Below are 20,321 nucleotides of genomic sequence, written 5' to 3'. Positions count from 1 at the left end.
TCGGGCCTAGCTGAACACGAACGGATGAATAGAGGGTTGACCTTGGGTCAACAATGAGGGACCGGACAAGGATCCGAAAAGCGGCCGATCAGGCGGTCTGCCCCAAGTCCTGAATGACCTTGAAGACAGCTCCCGTTGGGTCCGACAATGTGGCCAGACGCCCGAACGGTGTGTCCTCAGCGGGCTGCATGACCGTGGCGCCGAGGGCTGCGGCCTGCTCCACGGCAGCATCCGTATCCTCCACCGCGAAGTACACACTCCACATGGACGGGACCTGTTCGGGCAGGAATCCGGAAGCGTCCATGATGCCTGCCTTGGCGTCGTCGCCGGCGCCGAGGGTTGTGTAACGGAACTCCGGAGTGTCGCTCATGACCTCCGTGTCCCAGCCGAAGACGTTCTGGTAGAACGTGACCGCCGACTCGTAGTCCTTTGCCAGAAGTTCATGCCACGCGGGAGCTCCTGCCTCCGCCGCGACCTCGTAGCCCTTCATTTCACCGAACTGCCAGGCGCCTACGGCTGCGCCGGAGGCATCCCCGTACATGGCCATGCTGCCTTGCTCAGGGACCGCCATGGGTTCCAGGAGCACCTGGCCGCCATTGGCGGCAGCGGCCTCGGTGGTCGCCTTGATGTCATCCGTGCGGAGGTAAGTGGACCAAACGTCCGGCATTGCGCCCATGTCCGCCTGCTTCTCCATGATGCCCGCGACCATCCGGCCGTCCTTGGAAGCCGTGATGTAGCCGCCGTACTTCTCCTGGTCTCCGGTTTCATAGGTCCAGCCGAAAAGAGCCGTGTAAAAGGCCTTGGCCTTCTCCGTATCGGACGTCACGAGGTCAATCCAGCAAGGGGAACCGGGAGTGATATCAGGCTTGGGCATAGGTGAGGCTCCTGTTGTTATTCCGCAGCCAGGCTGCGGCCGATGTCAGTGGGGTGGAGACAGACAGAACACTATGCGGGGCCTCTGACACTTTCAATGATTTTCCGGGTGTCAGTTCTCAGTTCGGGCGGCATTGCCGCAGACACTCGTCCGCAAGACAGGCCCGGGGACGCAAAGATGCCCCGGGTCCTGGAACCCGGGGCATCTCATTCGCGGAAGGTAAGGGATTTGAACCCTTGGTACGGGGTTACCGCACACTGGTTTTCAAGACCAGCTCCTTAGGCCGCTCGGACAACCTTCCTCGCCTAGTAGTGTTTCATAGGGAGTTGGCTGTTCCAAAACATCACGTATTCCTGCCCCTGCCCCGGGGCTGGAAAACAAGCAAGAAACCGGGAGTTCTTCATGAAAGCCGTCTATATCTCAGAGCCAGGCGGGCCCGAAGTCCTCGAAGTCCGCGAGGTCCCGTCACCGGTGCCGGGCGAGGGCGAGGTCCTCATTGACGTAGTGGCTGCGGGTTTGAACCGCGCCGACGTCCAGCAGCGGCGCGGGTTCTACCCGCCGCCCCCAGGAGCCTCGGAAGTTCCCGGGCTGGAAGTCTCCGGCCGCATTTCGGCTTTCGGCCCCGGCGTAACCAAAGCGTTCTCCGTCGGAGACAAAGTGGTGGCACTGTTGTCCGGCGGTGGCTACGCCCAGCAGGTGGCCGTTCCGGCGGAGCAGGTACTCCGCATCCCTGAAGGCGTGGACTTGGTTACAGCCGCTGCCCTGCCCGAAGTTGCCGCCACCGTGTACTCGAACCTGATCATGACCGCACAGCTGCAACCCGGCGAGACTGTACTCATCCATGGCGCCACCGGTGGCATCGGCACCATGGCTATCCAGCTGGCCAAAGCCTATGGCGCAAAGGTGGCCACCACGGCCGGCACTGACGAGAAGGTGGGCACCGCCAAGGCCTTCCTCGGCGCCGATATCGCCATCAACTACACCGAAGAAGACTTCGCTGAAAGCCTCAAGGCGCACAACGGAGGCAAAGGCGCCGACGTGATCCTCGACGTCGTGGGTGCCAAATACCTGCAACAGAACGTCGAGGCGCTCGCCGATTACGGACGACTCATCGTCATCGGCCTGCAAGGCGGAACAAAAGCGGAGCTCAACTTGGGTCAGCTCCTCAGCAAACGTGCAGCCGTTATCGGAACAGCGCTCCGGCCTCGCCCGGTCGCCGAAAAGGGAATCATCATGTCCGCCGTGCGCGAGTTCGTGTGGCCAATGCTCACTGATGGCAGGATCAGGCCCCTCGTCGCAAAGTCCTTCCCCCTGGAGAATGTTCGGGAAGCGCACGAGTATTTCGACTCCGGGGAGCATGTGGGCAAGGTCCTCCTTCTCCTCTGAATCGGCCGCCCAACTGTTTTCATCCGCCCACCGCAGCGAGGAGCCATATGTCCATCCGGCACAGCCTGCTGGCCCTGCTCCAGGACCAGCCGCGGTACGGCTATGAGCTGCGTGTCGAATTTGAGGACCGAACCGGCGCCGCCTGGCCGTTGAACATTGGCCAGGTTTATACAACCCTGGACAGGCTTGAGCGCGATGGCTTGGTCAGCAAGGACGGCGACGACGGCGGCGGGCACGTCGTCTACAGCATCACGGACGCGGGGGCTGAGGAAGTTGAGGCCTGGTTCGCTGGTGCAGTGGACCGGGGCAATCCTCCAAGGAACGAAATTGCCATCAAGTTGGCGCTCGCCGTGACGCTTCCCGGCGTGGACACGTCCGCGGTGATCCAGTCCCAGCGCGAGGTTTCGGTCAAGGCCCTGCAGGAGCACACACAGGCCAGGAAAGCGGTCTCGGCCAACCAACGGTCCTCCGACACTGCCTGGCTCCTGGTGCTCGATTCCTTGATTTTCCAAGCCGAAGCTGAAGTCCGCTGGTTGGATCTCTGTGAGGCCCGCATGGTCCAAGGCCAGGTAAACGGGGGATCGAGCCAGCAGGCTCCTCCTCGGCGGGAGAGCTGACGTCCGGCGCAGGGTCATGACCGTTCACCGCGTACCTGCAGACGTTTGCCGTGTACCGCCCTATCCTGTCCGTGTCGGTTGTTAAGGTGAGGAGAAGTACCCGACGCCGCGGTCCCCACCGCAACATTCGTCACCGCAGCAGTTCTCAAGGAGGAGATATGGGCAAGATTTCTGACCAATCCAAGCTTGCGGAAGGATTGGATCCCACGCTGCCTCCTCCGGCTGTGGAGGACTCCGTGCGTGAAGCGGAGGAACGCACGTGGACCCCGGCCAAGATCGGTCTTTGGGTTGCCATTTCGCTGCTGGGAGCAGTGGCGTGGTTCATGCTCGCACTGGTGCGCGGTGAAACCGTCAACGCCATCTGGTTCGTTTTCGCCGCTGTCTGCACGTACCTGATCGGTTACCGGTTCTACTCCAAGGTTATTGAGCGTTATCTGCTCAAGCCGGACGATCGCCGCGCTACCCCTGCCGAATACAAAGCCGATGGCAAGGACTACGTCCGTACTGACAGGAACGTTTTGTTCGGCCACCACTTCGCCGCCATCGCCGGTGCCGGACCGTTGGTGGGACCCGTCATCGCGGCCCAGATGGGCTACCTTCCCGGCACTATCTGGATCATTATCGGCGTCGTTCTTGCAGGCGCCGTCCAGGACTACTTGGTCATGTTCTTCTCAATGCGACGCGGTGGCCGTTCACTCGGCCAGATGGCGCGCGAGGAACTCGGCGTCATTGGCGGCACGGCAGCCCTCGTGGCCACGCTGCTCATCATGATCATTATTGTGGCCATCCTCGCCTTGGTGGTGGTCAACGCCCTCGGTGAGAGCCCGTGGGGCGTGTTCTCCGTGGGTATGACCATTCCCATTGCCTTGTTCATGGGCGTTTACCTGCGCTTCATCCGGCCGGGCAAGGTCATGGAGGTGTCCATCATCGGCTTCGTGCTCCTGATGGCAGCCATCATTGGTGGCGGCGCCGTCGCCGGTACCGAGTGGGGTGCAGCCTTCTTCCACCTGGACAAAGTCACCATCGCCTGGGGCATCATCATTTACGGGTTCATCGCCGCAATCCTTCCCGTCTGGCTCCTCCTGGCTCCGCGTGATTACCTCTCCACGTTCATGAAGATCGGCGTGATCGTGATGCTCGCGGTCGCCATCATCGTGGTGCGCCCGGAAATCACCGTCCCTGCGTTCAGCGAGTTCGCCAGCCGGGAGAACGGCCCCGTGTTCTCCGGAGCCCTGTTCCCGTTCCTGTTCGTCACCATCGCCTGCGGCGCCCTGTCAGGGTTCCACGCACTCATCTCCTCGGGAACAACCCCCAAACTGATTGAGAAGGAACGGCAGACCCGCTTTATCGGTTACGGCGGAATGCTGATGGAATCTTTCGTGGCCATCATGGCGCTGGTGGCTGCGATCTCCATCGACCGTGGCATCTACTTCGCCATGAACGCGCCCCTCGCCCTGACCGGCGGCACCGTGGAATCCGCCGCGCAGTGGGTGAACAGTCTTGGCTTGGCCAATGTGAACATCACCCCCGAGGTGCTGGCTCAAACGGCAAAGGACGTCGGTGAGGAAAGCATTATTTCCCGCTCCGGCGGAGCTCCCACCCTGGCAGTCGGTTTGGCGCACATCATGCAGCAGTTCATCGGTGGACCGGGAATGATGGCTTTCTGGTACCACTTCGCCATCATGTTCGAGGCCCTCTTCATCCTTACCGCAGTGGACGCGGGCACCCGTGTTGCCCGCTTCATGCTGCAGGACTCCATCGGCAACTTTGTTCCCAAGTTCAAGGAAGCCTCATGGCGGCCCGGAGCCTGGCTCTGCACCGCCATCATGGTGGGTGCCTGGGGCGCAGTCCTGTTGATGGGCGTCACCGATCCTCTGGGTGGCATCAACACGCTCTTCCCGCTGTTCGGCATAGCCAATCAGCTGCTGGCGGCCATAGCGCTGGCTGTGTGCCTGGCCATCACGGCCAAGCGTGGAGTGTTCAAATGGCTGTGGATCGTGGCGGTTCCGCTGACGTTCGCGGCCGTAGTCACCATCACTGCCAGCTTCCACAAGATCTTCTCGCCAGTCCCTGCAGTGGGTTACTTCGCCAACAATCAGGCGTTCTCCAAGGCACTCGCTGACGGCAAGACGGAGTTTGGTACAGCCAAGACCGTTGCAGCGATGGAAGCCGTGGTCCGCAACACCATGATCCAGGGCGTGCTTTCCGTCATCTTCGTGACCCTGAGCATTATCGTCATCGTCGCCGCCCTCCTGGCAACCATCAAGGCAATCCGCGCCGGCGGCGGCCAGGACCATGAAGACCCGCCCGTTCCTTCCAAGGTTTACGCACCGGCCGGGCTGTTCCCGACTGCTGCCGAGAAGACGTTGCTCGCAGAATGGAACGCCCTGCCTGCGGAGAAACGGAGCCAGAAGGCGGGCCACCACTAATGGACTTCAGCACTGATGAACACGGTCGTTAGGGGCCTGCGGGGCTTCGCCACCTACATGGGCTCGCTCATGGGGGCGGACGCGTACCAGAAGTACCTGGAGCATTTTGAAGCTACGGCCCATTCCGGTCCCGCTATGACTGAACGCGAGTTCTGGCGGGACCGGATGGACCGGCAGGACAGCAACCCGCAAGGCAGGTGCTGCTGAGCCGGCGTTCGGGACGAAGTTTCGCTACGAACGAAGTCCAAAACCAAGGCTTGGACCGGGGTTCCCTTCAAGCACGTGAGAGTATGAACGAATGAGCGATCTGAACAACATTCAGCCCACGGATGAGGCTTCGGACGACACCCCCGTAGAGGGAACAACGCTGGACGAGGGCCTTGAGAAGCCCACGGCACAGCAACCTCCGGCGGAAGGGGTGGCGAAGGATGCCAAACCCAAGGGAGGCAACCTTCACGAACTTGTTGATGAGCCGGCCAAGGTGATGAGGATCGGCACCATGGTCCGGCAGCTCCTTGAAGAGGTGAAGGCCGCACCTTTGGATGACGCTGCACGCGGTCGCCTTGCGGAGATCCATGAGCGCTCCATTAAGGAACTCGAAGACGGGCTGGCTCCGGAACTTATTGAGGAGCTGGAACGAATCAGCTTGCCTTTCCCCGAAGAGAAGGCGCCTTCCGATGCGGAGCTTCGCATTGCGCAGGCGCAGCTGGTTGGCTGGCTGGAGGGTTTGTTTCATGGCATCCAGGCCGCGATCGCCGCTCAGCAGGCTGCCAAAGAGCACGCGGCCGCGCAGATGCAGCTCCGTCAGCTCCCGCCGGGAACGGTGATTGCGCCGGGCATCATCATTGGTGAGAACGGACAGCCCCAGCGGGCGGCTGCACCCGGTGCGCCCGGCGCTGCCGCCCAGGGCCGCAGGGAAGACCCCGACCACGGTCCGGGTCAGTACCTCTGAGTTCCCAGGTGGGTTTCTTTGGGGCCGTCCGGCAAGGGCGGAAGGACGATCTGGAGCTTGGCAAGGGGCTGTGGCGCCGCGCCCATGACCGTTTCCATCGGGGATTGGATCGGTACCACCAGGTCCTTGAGGGCGTGGATGATGAGCAGCTCTACAACGAGCTCGTGCAAATAGCCAACGAACTGGCCGAGTTGTCGCCAAGGGTGAGAAGCATCTGCGTTGAGGCGCAGAAAAGGTCTCCCAGCGACGGTTTGGATGTCCCGGGAGGGCTTGCCGGTGTGCACCGGGCTTTGTCCAAAGCAGGAAATTCCCTCGCCACCACGGCAGAGGCTGCGGCCATGTTGAGGTTGGCCGTTGGGCCCGTCCCAGTAGGTGCTTTGTCGGTTCGGCGGCGGGCTGAGTCTGTATTTGAACAGGTTGCAGACGCGGAGCGTCAACTCGACGCCTGAATCGCAGCCGAACTAAATGCAACGCGTTCGCAACTATCCGCGCGCGCCTTTATTCCTTGCGTGCAAAAAGTTAAGCGTATAGCTGATCTGCGTAATATTCGGCGCTTTAGGGGGCCACGTGCTGGCAGGATGGCAGACATGACTTCGTCACCAACACTTACTTTCAACGACGGCAACACCATCCCCCAGCTCGGCTACGGGGTGTGGCAAGTTGAAGACGATGTAGCCGAAAAGGTGGTGCGCCAGGCTTTCGAGGCCGGCTTCCGCCACATTGATACCGCCAAGATCTACGGCAACGAGGCAGGCGTCGGCCGGGCCATTGCTTCTTCCGGCCTTTCCGCCGAGGAAATCTTCATCACCACCAAGCTGTGGAATGCAGACCAAGGCTACGAATCCACTCTCGCAGCCTTCGAGGAGTCCATGGATCGTCTCGGCCTCGAGACCCTGGACCTGTACTTGATCCACTGGCAGCAGCCCAAGCAGGAAAAGTACGTGGACACCTGGAAGGCCCTCATCGAGCTCAAGAAGCGCGGCCGGGTCAAGTCCATTGGCGTCTCCAACTTCACCAAGGAAGGCTTGCAGCACATCATCGATGAAACCGGGGTCGTTCCGGCCATCAACCAGGTTGAGCTGCACCCGTTCTTCAACCAGGCCGACCTTCGCGAGTTCAACGCTTCCAAGGGCATCCTGACGCAGGCCTGGTCCCCGCTGGGCCAGGGTGGCGAGCTGCTCGAAAGCGCTACTGTGGCTGAGATCGCCGCCAAGCATGATGCCACGCCGGCCCAGGTCGTCATCGCCTGGCACCTGGCCATCGGCAACGTGGTAATCCCCAAGTCCGTCACCGAGTCCCGCATCCAGGAGAACTTCGCGGCGCTCAACGTCACACTGGACGCCACCGACGTCGAGGCCATCAACGGCCTGGACCGCGGTGCTGAAGGCCGCATCGGACCGGACCCGGCAGTTTCCGACTTCGCCTAACCTCTCCGAGCTTTACCGCGGTGCCCCGTCCCCTTCCTGGGGGCGGGGCACCTGCCGTTAACGCTCGACGACGGCCCTCGCCTCAGTGACGCAGCGCACCGAAGTCTGTGTTGAAATTGATCGACGGACGGACGGAGTTGGCATGGTGGCGTTTGACGCTTTGGAGCGGCAGATCGTTGCTGCCCTCCAATTGGATCCGCGTTGCCCCTGGCGGAAGATGGCTGCCGTTTTAGGGGAAGCGGAGCGCACTGTTGCTCGCCGGGGTTCCCAACTCTTGGAATCCGGAGCGGTAGCCGTGGTGGGAATCAGGCCAAAGCAGACGGTGGTGCTGGTGGAGATGCGGTGCACGCCCGGAACTTTGCGGGCCGCCGCCCACGCTCTGTCGCAACGGGCAGACACCACTTTTGTCTACACCACCACCGGGACCGGCGATTGCGTGGCGGAAATACTCACTGAACCGGCACGCATGGGTGACGTCTTGTCCGATGAGCTGCCATCCACCATCGGCTTGCGTGATTCCACCAGCTACCCCGTGCTTCGCTATTTCAGGACTATCCGAGGGTGGCGGCCGGAGATTCTTCCCGCAGACAAAGTGGAGGCCCTCCGCTCGAGTCTCACGCAAGATTCCGGCATCCTGGTCCCGCGGCAAGACCTGAGCCGGCAGGACAATGAGCTCGTTGATGCGCTTTGTGCTGATGGCCGGATGAGCTTCGAAGCACTGGGACGCAGGGTGGGAGTCTCGGAAGCCACTGCCCGCCGACGCAGCGAATGGTTATTGGCCAATAACCAAGTTCATTTGAGGGCGATCGTCGAACCGTCATCTTTCGGCTTGGGTGTGGAAGCGCTCCTGTGGATCCGGGCTTCGCCGCAGCATGTTGAGCACGTGGGAAAAAGCTTGGCCGAGCTGCATAATGTCCGTTACGCCGTGGCGATCGCCGGAAATTATCAGATCATGGCGGATGTGACAGTGGAGGACATGACGTCCCTCTACCGTTTCATTACCGCGTCGGAGTGGGCTCAGAGCGCCGCAGGAGTAGACGTTTCCATCCTTCTGGACGCCCGCAAGCGCGGAGGCCGGGTTATGCGCTCGCCGTCGTAAACGGCGCCGGCTCAGCCGTTATCACGGGGGCAACGGACGCGTACCCGGTCTGCTGCTCGAATGCACGGCCATAACGTAGTAACTGCATGTCCGTGTAGTGGTTGGTGGCGAGCTGAAGGCCGATGGGCAGGCCCGTGGAGCTGAATCCAGCCGGAACGCTGAGCACGGGAAGCCCTGTGGCGGACAGGAGGCAAGCCGATCGCATCCAGTCCAAGTATGTCCCTGAAGGTACCCCTGCAACGTCGGAGGGGTACCTCAGTGTTGCGTCGAAGGGGAGGACCTGGGCGCAGGGGCTGGCGAAGAGATCGTAGCGTCCAAAGAAACCCTGGACGCTCAATTCCAGCCGGCTGCGGGCGGCTGCGGTCTCAATCAAATCCCGCGCCGTGAGGGCAAATCCCTTCTCCACGTTCCAGTGCACTTCAGGCTTGATGACATCGCCGGCACGCTCCAGAATCGGCCCCAGGCCCGCGGCGAAGTCCAGGGCACGGGTGTTGCCGAACACCAGGTCTGCTTCGCTGAAGTCCGGGGTGGCTTCTTCCACGATTGCTCCAAGATCCTCGAAGATGGCCAGTTGCCTTTCAAGGTGGTCAACGATTTCGGCTTCCACAGGCACCCCGATGCCAAAGTCGCGGGACCAGCCGATCCGGACCCCCCGCATGTCCGTCTCCAAGCCGGATCGGAAGACCTCCGGATCGAGGCCGGCCGGATGCGGCACGCGGGGATCCTTGCCTGCCGTCACAGACATGAACAAGGCAACATCCTCCACGGTGCGTGCCATGGGGCCGGTCCTGCCCAGCCACGCGTAGGCATTGATGTCCGACGGCATGGGGATCACCGCCGTCGACGGCCTGAAGCCCACCACATTGCAGAAGGACGCCGGGATGCGGAGCGATCCGCCCATGTCGCTGCCGTCCCCGATGCTCTGGACGCGGGCGGCGACGACGGCGGCCACTCCGCCGCTGCTGCCGCCGGCACTCAGCGTGGGAGCGTAGGGGTTGGTGGTGGTACCGAAGAGGTCGTTGAACGTATGTGAGCCCGCACCAAACTCGGGAACGTTCGACTTCCCGGTGCTCACCACGCCGGCAGCCTTCAAGCGCGCAATGATGAGGTCGTCGGCGTCGGGAATATAATCACGTAGGGCCAGTGAGCCCTGCGTGGTACGCATCCCGGCGGTGTTATTGGTGTCCTTGTGCGTCATGGGCAGGCCGTGGAGGGGAGGTAACGCGGCCCCGGAAGCCGTGAGTTGATCCGCGCGAAGCGCCAGTGCCCGGGCGCCTTCCGGGTCGAGGGTGGCCACAGCGTTGATCGCGGGATTCACCTCGGAAATGCGATCCAAGTGATCGGCCAGGGCTTCGCGCGCGGAAACCTTCTTATCGCGGATGGCTGCGGAGAGTTCGACGGCGGACAACTCGCCAAGGGTGTCAGGCATGGTGCTCCTTTGCTGGATTCCTACTTCCTGAAAGTGTGCCCGGTCACAGAAGACGACGGAAGCCTCGGAACAACCAAAGGCAAGCCTTGACTGATTCTGCCAAGATTGCGGCTGATTCCGTCAGATATTGCATGTGATGCGTCTCATAGCGGAAGGTGTTGGTATCCCACTGACCGATCTGGTCGATGGTAAGGATTAGCCCCCAAGCGCCCCCGAACCGCACAGCGTAGTCCGGTTGGGGACCTGCCAAGGGGCCAACACCTGGGAGGTTCCCTTGCATCAACCCTTGGCTCTTCAAGCGCTCGCCAACAATGCCACCGACATCATGGCCCTCGCCAACAACCCCGTCCTCTGGATCTGTGTGGCTGGCGTCTTCGGGGTGATCATCATTCAGTCCGTTATTTTCATGAATGCCGCCAGGCGGGCTGCCCCTTCCGTGGGCATGAGCACTCAGGACATCAAGACGTCCTTCCGCTCCGGCGCTGTATCGGCCATCGGTCCCTCCTTGGCGGTGTGCCTCGTTGCCATCGCTTTACTGGGCCTCTTTGGGGCGCCGGCAGTCCTTGTGCGGATCGGCCTCATAGGGTCCGCGGCGTACGAAGTGTCAGCGGCAAGCGTTTCTGCGGGGACGATGGGAGCGAAACTGGGTGACGCCAGCTACACCCAGAGCGTCTTTGCTGTGGCGTTCTTCGTCATGAGCATCGGCGGTGCCATGTGGATGCTGGCCACCCTGATCCTGACGCCACTGCTCCGCAAAGGCGACGCGAAAATCCGTTCCGTGAATCCGGCCGCCATGGCAATTGTCCCTGCGGCGGCACTGATCGGTGCGTTTTCCTGCCTTGGGCTTACTGAACTGCCGAAATCCGGGACCCACCTCCTGTCCTTCGCTGTCTCCGCGGCCGTCATGGGGGTATGCCTGCTGCTGGCCAAGAGACTCGGCACGAGTTGGCTCCGGGAATGGGGACTCGGTTTCTCGATCGTCGTCGGCCTCATCGCCGCGTACCTTGCTGTCGGCGCTTGAGCCAACCTGTCGCCGCCGTCATTCCTCTGAGCACGAAAGGAACATCCCCAATGTCTTCCATCACATCCGCTCCCACCACCAGCAGCACCGGCATGGCGGACTTCAACCGCACCACCTCCCGCTGGGGTCAGATCACCATGATCGCAGGGCTCTTGATCTCCATCGCAGGTCCGTTATACCTGGTGTTCTTCGGCGGCCTGGACATAGCTGCCGCCCAGTTGTGGATCGCCTTCGCCGCCGTAGCCGCCACTTTCGGCATCATCTGGATCGTGGAGCCGCTCACGTACTACCCGATTCTGGGACCCGCTGGCATGTACCAAGCGTTCATGATCGGAAACATTTCCAGCAAACTCCTTCCCGCGGCGCTGATCGCACAAACCAATATCGGGGCAAAGCCAGGAAGCAAACGAGCCGAACTTGCCGCCGTCGTAGCCATCTGCGGAGCAGCAGTGGTGCACCTATTCTCGTTGGCATTCTTTGTGGGATTACTGGGCACATGGCTGATCAGCGTCATCCCGCCATCGGTACTGCTCGTCACTCGTCTGTACGTACTGCCCGCCGTGCTGGGCGCGGTCCTGGTGCAGGCCATCGTCTCCATGAAGCAGCCCCGGACCACCGTGTTCGCACTCTTGGTTTCAGCCGTCGTCGTGTTTGTTGTGCTGCCGTTGGTGCCGTCGCTCGCGATGGTGTCCACCGCCATCGTCGTGTTGGGCACCATCCTGCTGTCGTGGATCCTTCGCGTGAAGCGATTCCCCGCGGCGCCCGCGATCCGTCAAGAGTAGCCAGCCCCCGCCAGCGTGACTACCCGCATCCAAGAGGAAGACAAGACCCATGACGTCCACAGTGACCGCCCTCAAACTCGATTCAGTCCAGATCACCAAGCTCCATGTCCTCTATCGGCACCTCCACGCACATCCGGAACTGTCCATGCAGGAGTTTGCCACCGCCACTCTGATCGAGGAACAGCTGGACGGCCTTGGAATTGAGCACTTCCGTTGCGGGGGCACCGGTGTGGTGGGGATCCTGCGCAACGACGATGGTCCCGTTGTGGCCTTCCGTGCCGACTCGGACGGCCTGCCTATCGAGGAAGCCACCGGGTTGGAGTACGCCAGCACCGATATGGGCACCTTGCCGGACGGCACTTCTGTCCCGGTCATGCATGGCTGCGGCCATGACACCCATGTGGCCAGCCTGCTGGGTGCCGCCGAAGTGCTTGCCGGCAACTTGGACGCGTGGTCGGGGACGCTGGTGTTGATCTTCCAGCCCGGTGAAGAGACTGCCGCCGGTGCACTCGCGATGCTCGACGACGGGCTGTGGGACAAGGCCCCGCGGCCGGAGGTGGTCTTCGGCCAGCACGTCATGCCCCGGCCCGTGGGTACGGTCGCCATCTCCAGCGGACCGGTGGCTGCTATGGCAGATTCACTCAGGGTCACCGTTCACGGCCAGCAGTCGCACGGTTCACAGCCCCAGGATTCCATCGATCCCATCGTCATGGCCGCGCATATGGTCACCCGGTTGCAGGGCATCGTGTCCCGTGAGCTGGACCCGCGGAAGTCCGCCGTCGTGACCGTAGGAACCTTCCACGCGGGTCTCAAGGAGAACATCATCCCGGAGTCGGCCGAGTTCACCCTCAACATCCGCACGTTCGACGAGGACGTCCGCAGCCAGGTCCTCGCCGCAGTCCGCCGCATCATCGCGGCAGAAGCCGCCGCCTCAGGAGCGCCGCAACCGGACATCGAGGAAATGTACCGCTTCCCGCAGTGCTTCAACGATCCCGACGCCGTTCCTTCCGTTATTGAGGCCTTGCGACTCGCGCTTGGCCAAGAGGCTGTCGCAATCACCCCGCCAATGATGGGAAGCGAGGACTTCGGGCACTTGGGAACCGCTATCGGAGCGCCTTCCGTGTTCTGGATGTTCGGCGGGACCCCCACAGCCGGCCACGAAGGGCCGGGTCCCATCCCAGTCAACCACTCGCCGTTCTTCGCTCCCGAGCTGGAAGGTTCGCTGGCAGGCGGAGTCTCTGCCGCCGTCGCCGTCCTCCTGTCCCGGCTGGGCAATTGAACTTCACTTCAAGGAATCTCCATGACTTCAGCACTGACAGAAACAGCCCCTGTTCTCCAGACAGCCGATGGTCCCCTGGCAGGGCGCCTGGTGGTGGACCTCAGCCGGGCGCTCGCAGGCCCGCACGCGTCCATGATGATGGGAGACCTTGGAGCGCGGGTCATCAAGATAGAGAACCCAGGCTCCGGGGATGACACCAGGGGCTGGGGACCGCCCTTCGTGGGACCCGAGGAGGAGCCGCAGGCGACGTACTTCCTGTCATGCAACCGCAACAAGGAATCCCTGGCCCTGGACCTCAAGAGCGAGGACGGCAAAACCGTCCTCCGCCAGCTCCTGGAGCGTGCCGATGTTGTGGTCGAGAACTTCCGGCCCGGTGTCCTGGAGCGGCTCGGCTTCAGCACTGATGCCATGCATAGCATCAATCCGCGGCTGGTCATCTTGTCCATCACGGGCTTCGGCCACGACGGCCCGGAGTCACGCCGCAGCGGCTACGATCAGATTCTTCAGGGCGAGGCCGGGCTGATGTCCCTGACGGGATCCGGTCCAGATGATCCACAGCGCGTGGGTGTCCCGATTGCCGATCTACTCTCCGGCATGTATGGGGCATACGGGGTGGTGGCCGCCCTGTTGGAGCGTGAGCGCACTGGCCGGGGGCAAGTGGTTCGAACCTCGTTGCTGGCCTCGCTTGTTGGGGTTCATGCGTTCCAAGGCACCAAGGTCACAGTTGCCGGGGAGGAACCTGAGGCTCAAGGCAACCATCACCCGTCCATCGCACCCTACGGCCTGTTCCGATGCCGGAATGGGAGCGTCCAGATCAGCGTCGGCAGCGAGAAGCTATGGGCTGCTTTCACCTCCGCTTTCGGCATCGATGCCAACGGCCTCGACAGCAACTCCGACCGGGTCCGTAACCGTACCCGCATCATTGAAGTGGTGGAGTCCGCGTTCGCCAACTACGACTCAGAGCCGCTGCTTGCCAAGCTTGCAGCCGCCGGAGTGCCTGCCGGTAAAGTGCGTACCCTCAAAGAAGTTTATGAATGGCCGCAGCTGGTATCCCAAGGGTTGTTGGTAGACGTCGAGCACCCTCTCCTAGGGTCTGTGACTTTGCCGGGGCCACCGCTTCGATTCTTCGACAATGCTACCGGCGAAGAATCCACCCGCCGCTCCCACACCGCCCCGCCGCTACTGAACCAACACGGCGACGGTGTCCGAAAATGGCTGGCCTCAATGGAGGTGGACTGAATGGCGGCCACTGCCACACGCCGGCGACTCGGTGCACGCGAACTGTTGGATCACGTGCTCGACGCCGGGACATACGTTTCGTGGGATGCTCCCGTTCGGGGGGTGGTTGGCTCTGCCAACGTCGGGTACGCTGCCGACTTGACCGCAGCCCGGTCGAAATCCGGCAGCGACGAATCCATCCTCACAGGCGAGGGACGCATACGGAACCATCGCATTGCTTTTGTGGTGTCCGACTTTGCTTTCCTTGCCGGATCAATCGGGCGGGATGCAGCGCAAAGACTGGTAGCCGCCGTCGAACGCGCCACGGACCTTGGGCTGCCGTTGGTGGCCATGCCGGCGTCCGGAGGGACTCGCATGCAGGAGGGAACCAATGCGTTCCTGGCCATGGTGGAAATCGTGGCGGCCGTGCAGGCCCATCGAACTGCGGGCCTGCCGTATCTGGTGTACCTGCGGCATCCGACCACCGGAGGGGTCATGGCGTCGTGGGGATCACTGGGGCACGTGACCGCTGCGGAGCCGGGGGCACTTTCGGGATTCCTTGGACCGCGTGTATATGAGGCCCTGCACGGTGAAGCCTTCCCAGCCGGCGTCCAGCTCGCGGAGAACCTGTTCGATCATGGGCTCGTGGATGCCGTGGTTCCGCCCGAAGGTTTGGGGGACTACTTCGGGCGGGTGCTGGATCTGCTTCGGCCGACCGAGGACTTCGTCGGTGCGCAGGCAACCGGCATCGGAGAACTCGCCGAACCCGCCGACGGAACGGCCTGGGACTCCGTTATCCGCTCGCGGGACACTCTGAGGCCATCCACAAGCGAACTCCTTCAGCATTCCGCTCGCAGCGTGGTGTTGCTGCGCGGTGCGGGGGATGGCACCAAGGACGACGGAATGCTGGTGGCTCTTGCCCGGTTCGGGACAACCTCCTGTGTGGTGGTGGGCCATCAACGGAACAATGCGATGGGGCCGGCGTCATTGCGCGATGCCCGGCGCGGGATGCGTTTGGCCAAGGAACTCCGCATTCCACTTGTTACGGTTATCGACACGCCCGGCGCGGCATTGTCCAAGGACGCCGAAGAAGGTGGGCTCGCCGCCGAGATCGCCCGGTCCCTGTACGACCTTCTGGACTTGGGAACCCCTACACTGTCAGTCCTACTGGGGCAAGGGACCGGGGGAGGGGCACTCGCCCTCCTGCCCGCCGACCGGACCATCGCCGCACGCAACGCCTGGCTCGCCCCGCTTCCACCCGAGGGTGCCAGCGCAATAGTGCACCGGAGCACGTCTCTTGCTGCGGCGCTCGCCGAAAGCCAAGGCATTACCGCTGCCGCGCTCGCGGCCAGTGGGGTGGTGGATGTGGTGTTGGAGGAAGTTCAGGACGCGGCAACCGAACCGGTTGAGTTCTGCTGCCGCCTCGGTGACGTGATCGCCGTCGAACTCCACGTCCTGGCCAACCTGGGTAGCGCGGGCGGCCAAGGGCGGCGGGCCAGGTACCGGGCGCTGGTTAGCTAGTTGCCGGAGTCCTTGCCGCCTGGCAAGCTCGTGCTGGGTAAGCCCGGCTTCTTTGCGCGATTCGCTGATCGCGCGCCTCAAGGAAGGCCCATCAACAGCGCGGTGGAAGGGGGTCGCCTCGTGGTGTTCAATATTTCGGTCGGACGACAGTCGGAGCATGAGAGGAAAAACACGAGAACCCCGGAAATCCTTGATGTCCGGGGGTTCTCTGCCGAGCTTCCTATCAGAATCGAACTGATGACCTTTTCATAACGAGTGAACATGTTTTTCGCTCAGGAGCTGGAAAGGAGCGGTGTCCAGTGACGAAAAAGCGACGAATCATTCCCAGCCCATCTCCGCCAAGGCGCCTCTGCATGTTCCCGAAATAGCCACTCGTGATGGTCAGAGTGATTGGGATGTGCAGTGTGACACCACAATCAGATGTCTACAGTTTCGTCCATCTCCCGTGTCATACCGAAGGGAACCAACGGACTGACCGCGACAGTGAAAGATTGGGGACTTTCCCGCGTCACCAGTATCCCTATGCGGAGTTCTGTGGCAATGTCGCGCAGTGATGCGACAGCAGCCTCGAGACGGTCGTCGCGTTCGTGGCGATTGTCGGCAAGTACAGTCACTGAGTTTCGCTTCTTATGCGCTTCTTGCATGCCGTGTCTTTCTTGTCGGAAGGGCTGTCGCAAGTCCTGTTGCAAACGTTGAAAGGCCGCACGGAGTGCCGAGTGGCACTTTGGGCGTCTCACGTGAGGTACCGAAACACGCCCCACCCTGGAGTGCAGACGACGCAGCCAGTTCGGTGGTGTGCCCCGAACGTGGGTCTTCGCCTGGCCGACGAGGACTGAAAGGCTGCCGGGGCGCCGCACCCGAGACAGATTAATGAGGGTCGCAAATGTCGCTGTATCTCCGGTTCCTGCCGGTCAAACTCTTCAGCTTCCCACTCTCGGCCGTCTAAATCGCTCTTAGCCCATCTCATCGCATCAGATTGGACCGGCTGCGACCCGCGGTTGCCTTGCAAGACGTGCGCGGACCGCAGTCACCGCCCCTTTTGGACTTCCTAAGCCCCAGCCGGAACAGCGATGCCGACGTACTGGGTGGAAAGGTATTCCTCAATACCCTCAAGTCCACCTTCGCGACCGAGTCCGGATTGTTTTACTCCACCAAAGGGGGCTGCCGCATTAGAGATGATCCCAGCGTTCAGCCCCAGCATGCCGGTATCGAGCTTCTCGCTCATCCTCAAACCACGGTTCAAATCCCTAGTGAAAACATAGGCCGCAAGCCCGTACTCCGTGTTGTTGGCGAGTCGGATCGCTTCCTCCTCCGTTGAGAAGGTAACGATGGGTGCGACGGGGCCGAATATCTCTTCGGAGAGGATGGGAGACCCCTCGGAGACTCCTGTGAGAATTGTTGGCGCGTAGAAGTAGCCAGGCCCATCAATGGGGGCCCCGCCGGAAACTGCCGTGGCGCCGGCAGATACCGCCTCTGTCACCAAGGAGTGGATTTTGTCCCTGCTTTTGGCATCGATCATGGGCCCGATCTGTGAGCCTGGCTCCGTTCCGCGGGCGGTAGTCAGTGAGGCCATGCGTGCTGCAAATTTCTCCGTGAACTCGTCAGCGATTGACTCCTGGACGATGAACCGGTTCGCAGCGGTGCAGGCTTCGCCCATATTGCGAAGCTTCGCAAACATGGCGCCATCCACGGCGGCATCAATGTCCGCATCGTCGAAGACTACGAACGGCGCATTCCCACCCAATTCCATCGAGGTTCGCAGCACCGTCTCCGAGGCATCGGTAAGCAGGCGCCTACCGACCTCCGTGGAACCGGTGAAGGATAGCTTCCGCAACCGGGAATCTTTGATCAGCGGTCCGGTGGTGGCGCCAGCCCTCGTGGACGGAACCACGTTGAGAACCCCGGCGGGAAGGCCGGCCTCTTGCATGACCTGGGCAAATAGCTGGGAAGTAAGTGGAGTCAACCTGGCTGGCTTGAGTACCATGGTGCACCCCGCGGCCACGGCGGGCGCGATCTTCCTTGTGGCCATAGCGAGGGGGAAATTCCACGGTGTAATCAGGAGGCAGGGCCCCACCGGCTTCTTCTGAACCAGAAGACGTGACTTCCCATCGGGAGAAACCGAGTAGCGGCCCCATGTGCGGACGGCTTCTTCCGAAAACCAGCGCAAAAACTCGGCCCCATAAGCGACTTCACCCTGGGCTTCGGTCAAAGGTTTGCCCATCTCAAGCGTCATAAGCAGGGCAAAATCATCGGCCCGCTCTGTGACCAACTCGAAAGCGCGGCGAAGGATTTCGCCGCGGTCCCTCGGTGCCACGGCGGCCCATGACTCCTGGGCGGCAACGGCTGCGTCGAGGGCAGCCAAGCTGTCTTCGGGGCCAGCGTCCGAGATGCTTGCCAGGACCTTTCCAGTGGCGGGATCTTCGACGTCGAATATTGCGCCGGAGGTAGCCTGACGCCATTCGCCGCCAATCAGTAGGCCAGTGGGTACCGAGGCGAGCAACTCGCTCTCGCGCGGGACAAATGTCATCTTGTTCTCCTTGCCGGGTGGTGTCCTCTAATTCTATCGCCATGCGGACGATCTGTCTGTAATACGAGAATATTTGTTTCTTGCTTGGGGCTAACCCGCCCCGTATCGTCAATGTGAAAGGTTGTCCGCGGGGTGAGAGAAGCAATATGACTGAGAATGTGGACGCTTCCGCCGGAGGCATGGGCTTGGTGACTAAGTCGGCCGCCGTTCTTCAGGCGCTGGCCGCGTCGGGGGAGCTCACTGTTGGGCAGTTGTCAGCGGCGACAGAGGAGCCCGTGAGCTCGCTGTACCGATTGCTGTCGTCGCTGGACGCGATTGGGTGGGTTGAGCAAGGCACCAAGCGCGGCAAGTTCCGCCTAGGCTTGGACTTCCTCCTGTTGGGATCTCGACTCGAAGCCCAACTTGACCTTCGCCGGCTTGCCCTCCCGGAACTGACCAGACTCCATGAAGCCTCCGGGGAGACCGTGTTCCTCTGCATTCGTCGTGGGTTCTCGGCCGTGTGCATCGAGAGAATTGATGGGCGCGACGTCCAGATACACAGCCTTCGGCTGGGTGAGTCGCTGCCGCTGGGGGAAGGGGTTGCCCCCAGGGCGATACTCGCCTTTGAAGCCCCGGAGTTCGTGGCCCGATACCTTCGAGATTTCGCCTCCAAGTCCCCTATTAGCGCCATAGCCCCCGACAGCGCTCAGCTAGTGAAGCTGTTGGCTGAAACAGCTGCTCATGGTGTGGCAGTCGCCGAGGCTGACTGGGTTGATGGCATTGGAGGTGTTGGCGCTCCGATCTTTGACCATAGGGGTCACGTCGTTGCTGCCCTGTCCATCAGCGGACTGTCGCGCCGCCTCTTTTCCGGCGAATTTGATGCCGTCGCGTTGGTGACCCACGCGGCGCGGGCCGTGAGTGAAAAGCTCGGTTCGGATTTACGTGATGGAGGGGTGGACCATGGCCAAGCCAATCCAGTTGCTAGCTAAGAGCAGTAAGCTGCTCCACTCCCTGGCCGAGAAGGGAGCCTTGCCAATCAGCGAATTGGCGGAGGAGCTCGATATGCCGCGCCCCAGCGTCTACAGGTTGATCGATGCGCTGAAGCTGGTAGGTCTCGTCTCCACGGCCGAGAATGGGCGTAGTCAGCTTGGTGTGGAAGTACTTCACCTGGCCCGCGCGGTTCTGGACGCGCTCCCCGAAGCCAGGGCGGCGCAAGGCGAACTTCAACGGTTGAATCAGGTCACAGGCCAAACTGTGTATCTTTGCGCCCCCAGGGGTAGCCGGGTGGCCTGCCTTGATTGGGTCAGGGGCACCCGGGTCTCCCTGCTTGCTCTCAGCCCTGGCGGCACGTTGCCGGTCAACGCTGGTGCAACGAGCCGGGCCGTCCTTGCGTATTCTCCCGGCCTGCTTTCTCGGCTTTCAGGTGCCCCATTTGAACAATTGACGCCCAAAACACTCACTTCGCTGGAGTCCCTGGAACGCGACGGCAGGGCGATTCGCGAACGCGGCTACAGTGTCTCAAACGAAGATGTAACCCTCGGTGTTTCGGCACTGGGTGTTCCGGTCTTCGGGCCCGCTGGCGAACTTAGCTGCGCTATCTCTCTGGCCGGGTTGACTGATGACATATTGGGGAACGAGTCGGAGTATGCCAACGAGTTGCTGACGTCCTCCTCCCGGATCCAGGAAGCGCTCAAGACCCCCTAATATATTGCTGCCGCGGGGCAGCCACTCCACACCTCTTTCAACTGCCCTCAATACGCGCACTCATTTTCTATTCTCAT

General features: G+C 61.9%; 19 protein-coding genes and 1 tRNA gene. 15 read left to right on the top strand and 5 right to left on the bottom strand.

Annotation, left to right across the window (positions count from 1 at the left end; genetic code table 11):
• Positions 1–88: 88 nt before the first annotated feature.
• Together A477_RS0105970 and A477_RS0105965 are read right to left on the bottom strand one after the other, a co-directional pair.
• Positions 89–874, bottom strand: a complete 786-nt coding sequence (locus A477_RS0105970) for a VOC family protein (RefSeq protein WP_017198110.1) — start codon at positions 872–874, stop codon at positions 89–91.
• A 213-nt stretch (positions 875–1,087) separates the two neighbouring features.
• Positions 1,088–1,175 (bottom strand) — tRNA-Ser (locus A477_RS0105965).
• A 101-nt stretch (positions 1,176–1,276) separates the two neighbouring features.
• On the opposite strand from A477_RS0105965, the gene A477_RS0105960 reads away from it, so the two are divergent.
• The 8 genes from A477_RS0105960 (at position 1,277) to A477_RS0105925 (ending at position 8,784) form a co-directional block, all read left to right on the top strand.
• Positions 1,277–2,260, top strand: coding sequence for an NAD(P)H-quinone oxidoreductase (locus A477_RS0105960; RefSeq protein ID WP_017198109.1), 984 nt, complete (start codon positions 1,277–1,279; stop codon positions 2,258–2,260).
• A gap of 47 nt (positions 2,261–2,307) precedes the next feature.
• Entirely contained in the window at positions 2,308–2,877 is a 570-nt protein-coding gene (locus tag A477_RS0105955) for a PadR family transcriptional regulator (protein WP_017198108.1), read from the top strand.
• Between the two features lie 158 nt (positions 2,878–3,035).
• Positions 3,036–5,306: a carbon starvation CstA family protein gene (locus A477_RS0105950; protein WP_017198107.1), complete on the top strand. Its 2,271-nt coding sequence runs from the start codon at positions 3,036–3,038 to the stop codon at positions 5,304–5,306.
• A 15-nt stretch (positions 5,307–5,321) separates the two neighbouring features.
• Positions 5,322–5,513, top strand: coding sequence for a YbdD/YjiX family protein (locus A477_RS0105945; protein WP_017198106.1), 192 nt, complete (start codon positions 5,322–5,324; stop codon positions 5,511–5,513).
• 91 nt (positions 5,514–5,604) lie between these two features.
• The gene (locus A477_RS0105940) at positions 5,605–6,258 is read left to right on the top strand and encodes a bacterial proteasome activator family protein (RefSeq protein WP_017198105.1); all 654 of its coding nucleotides are present in this window, start codon (positions 5,605–5,607) and stop codon (positions 6,256–6,258) included.
• An 8-nt stretch (positions 6,259–6,266) separates the two neighbouring features.
• Positions 6,267–6,707: a hypothetical protein gene (locus tag A477_RS0105935; RefSeq protein ID WP_017198104.1), complete on the top strand. Its 441-nt coding sequence runs from the start codon at positions 6,267–6,269 to the stop codon at positions 6,705–6,707.
• Between the two features lie 138 nt (positions 6,708–6,845).
• On the top strand, positions 6,846–7,685 hold the full coding sequence (locus A477_RS0105930) for an aldo/keto reductase (RefSeq protein ID WP_026005386.1): 840 nt from the start codon (positions 6,846–6,848) through the stop codon (positions 7,683–7,685).
• A 142-nt stretch (positions 7,686–7,827) separates the two neighbouring features.
• Positions 7,828–8,784: an Lrp/AsnC family transcriptional regulator gene (locus tag A477_RS0105925; RefSeq protein WP_017198102.1), complete on the top strand. Its 957-nt coding sequence runs from the start codon at positions 7,828–7,830 to the stop codon at positions 8,782–8,784.
• Here A477_RS0105925 and A477_RS0105920 read toward each other — a convergent pair.
• Positions 8,765–10,213 carry an amidase family protein gene (locus tag A477_RS0105920; RefSeq protein ID WP_017198101.1) on the bottom strand — a complete coding sequence of 483 codons (1,449 nt, stop codon included), beginning with the start codon at positions 10,211–10,213 and terminating at the stop codon, positions 8,765–8,767. The genes A477_RS0105925 and A477_RS0105920 overlap by 20 nt on opposite strands.
• A 274-nt stretch (positions 10,214–10,487) precedes the next feature.
• Between A477_RS0105920 and A477_RS0105910 the strand changes: the two genes are divergently transcribed.
• Genes A477_RS0105910 through A477_RS0105890 form a run of 5 tightly spaced genes read left to right on the top strand, consistent with a single transcriptional unit; the run spans position 10,488 to position 16,034 of the window.
• On the top strand, positions 10,488–11,234 hold the full coding sequence (locus A477_RS0105910; protein WP_017198099.1) for a DUF5058 family protein: 747 nt from the start codon (positions 10,488–10,490) through the stop codon (positions 11,232–11,234).
• A gap of 50 nt (positions 11,235–11,284) precedes the next feature.
• Complete coding sequence (locus A477_RS0105905) at positions 11,285–12,016, top strand: hypothetical protein (protein ID WP_017198098.1); 732 nt, start codon at positions 11,285–11,287, stop codon at positions 12,014–12,016.
• A gap of 49 nt (positions 12,017–12,065) precedes the next feature.
• Positions 12,066–13,295, top strand: a complete 1,230-nt coding sequence (locus A477_RS0105900; RefSeq protein ID WP_017198097.1) for an amidohydrolase — start codon at positions 12,066–12,068, stop codon at positions 13,293–13,295.
• Between the two features lie 21 nt (positions 13,296–13,316).
• Positions 13,317–14,534 carry a CaiB/BaiF CoA transferase family protein gene (locus tag A477_RS0105895; RefSeq protein WP_017198096.1) on the top strand — a complete coding sequence of 406 codons (1,218 nt, stop codon included), beginning with the start codon at positions 13,317–13,319 and terminating at the stop codon, positions 14,532–14,534.
• The gene (locus A477_RS0105890) at positions 14,535–16,034 is read left to right on the top strand and encodes a carboxyl transferase domain-containing protein (protein WP_017198095.1); all 1,500 of its coding nucleotides are present in this window, start codon (positions 14,535–14,537) and stop codon (positions 16,032–16,034) included.
• Positions 16,035–16,450: 416 nt separating this feature from the next.
• Here A477_RS0105890 and A477_RS0105880 read toward each other — a convergent pair whose 3' ends face one another.
• Together A477_RS0105880 and A477_RS0105875 are read right to left on the bottom strand one after the other, a co-directional pair.
• Positions 16,451–16,648: a hypothetical protein gene (locus A477_RS0105880; protein ID WP_026005385.1), complete on the bottom strand. Its 198-nt coding sequence runs from the start codon at positions 16,646–16,648 to the stop codon at positions 16,451–16,453.
• A gap of 434 nt (positions 16,649–17,082) precedes the next feature.
• Positions 17,083–18,561 carry an NAD-dependent succinate-semialdehyde dehydrogenase gene (locus A477_RS0105875; protein ID WP_017198092.1) on the bottom strand — a complete coding sequence of 493 codons (1,479 nt, stop codon included), beginning with the start codon at positions 18,559–18,561 and terminating at the stop codon, positions 17,083–17,085.
• Between the two features lie 146 nt (positions 18,562–18,707).
• Between A477_RS0105875 and A477_RS0105870 the strand changes: the two genes are divergently transcribed.
• Complete coding sequence (locus A477_RS0105870; protein ID WP_017198091.1) at positions 18,708–19,529, top strand: IclR family transcriptional regulator; 822 nt, start codon at positions 18,708–18,710, stop codon at positions 19,527–19,529.
• Entirely contained in the window at positions 19,501–20,244 is a 744-nt protein-coding gene (locus tag A477_RS0105865; protein WP_017198090.1) for an IclR family transcriptional regulator, read from the top strand. The genes A477_RS0105870 and A477_RS0105865 overlap by 29 nt, the downstream gene beginning before the upstream one ends.
• The last annotated feature ends 77 nt before the right edge of the window (positions 20,245–20,321 follow it).

It is taken from the genome of Arthrobacter sp. M2012083, from assembly GCF_000281065.1.
Lineage (GTDB): Bacteria > Actinomycetota > Actinomycetes > Actinomycetales > Micrococcaceae > Arthrobacter.
This window is presented reverse-complemented; position numbering and strand designations above follow the sequence as displayed.

What these genes read in the sequence shown, in the direction of transcription:
- A477_RS0105970 (WP_017198110.1), bottom strand. Translation starts at nt 874, where the DNA reads ATGCCCAAGCCTGATATCACTCCCGGTTCCCCTTGCTGGATTGACCTC.
- A477_RS0105960 (WP_017198109.1), top strand. Translation starts at nt 1,277, where the DNA reads ATGAAAGCCGTCTATATCTCAGAGCCAGGCGGGCCCGAAGTCCTCGAA.
- A477_RS0105955 (WP_017198108.1), top strand. Translation starts at nt 2,308, where the DNA reads ATGTCCATCCGGCACAGCCTGCTGGCCCTGCTCCAGGACCAGCCGCGG.
- A477_RS0105950 (WP_017198107.1), top strand. Translation starts at nt 3,036, where the DNA reads ATGGGCAAGATTTCTGACCAATCCAAGCTTGCGGAAGGATTGGATCCC.
- A477_RS0105945 (WP_017198106.1), top strand. Translation starts at nt 5,322, where the DNA reads ATGAACACGGTCGTTAGGGGCCTGCGGGGCTTCGCCACCTACATGGGC.
- A477_RS0105940 (WP_017198105.1), top strand. Translation starts at nt 5,605, where the DNA reads ATGAGCGATCTGAACAACATTCAGCCCACGGATGAGGCTTCGGACGAC.
- A477_RS0105930 (WP_026005386.1), top strand. Translation starts at nt 6,846, where the DNA reads ATGACTTCGTCACCAACACTTACTTTCAACGACGGCAACACCATCCCC.
- A477_RS0105925 (WP_017198102.1), top strand. Translation starts at nt 7,828, where the DNA reads ATGGTGGCGTTTGACGCTTTGGAGCGGCAGATCGTTGCTGCCCTCCAA.
- A477_RS0105920 (WP_017198101.1), bottom strand. Translation starts at nt 10,213, where the DNA reads ATGCCTGACACCCTTGGCGAGTTGTCCGCCGTCGAACTCTCCGCAGCC.
- A477_RS0105905 (WP_017198098.1), top strand. Translation starts at nt 11,285, where the DNA reads ATGTCTTCCATCACATCCGCTCCCACCACCAGCAGCACCGGCATGGCG.
- A477_RS0105900 (WP_017198097.1), top strand. Translation starts at nt 12,066, where the DNA reads ATGACGTCCACAGTGACCGCCCTCAAACTCGATTCAGTCCAGATCACC.
- A477_RS0105895 (WP_017198096.1), top strand. Translation starts at nt 13,317, where the DNA reads ATGACTTCAGCACTGACAGAAACAGCCCCTGTTCTCCAGACAGCCGAT.
- A477_RS0105890 (WP_017198095.1), top strand. Translation starts at nt 14,535, where the DNA reads ATGGCGGCCACTGCCACACGCCGGCGACTCGGTGCACGCGAACTGTTG.
- A477_RS0105875 (WP_017198092.1), bottom strand. Translation starts at nt 18,561, where the DNA reads ATGACATTTGTCCCGCGCGAGAGCGAGTTGCTCGCCTCGGTACCCACT.
- A477_RS0105870 (WP_017198091.1), top strand. Translation starts at nt 18,708, where the DNA reads ATGACTGAGAATGTGGACGCTTCCGCCGGAGGCATGGGCTTGGTGACT.
- A477_RS0105865 (WP_017198090.1), top strand. Translation starts at nt 19,501, where the DNA reads ATGGCCAAGCCAATCCAGTTGCTAGCTAAGAGCAGTAAGCTGCTCCAC.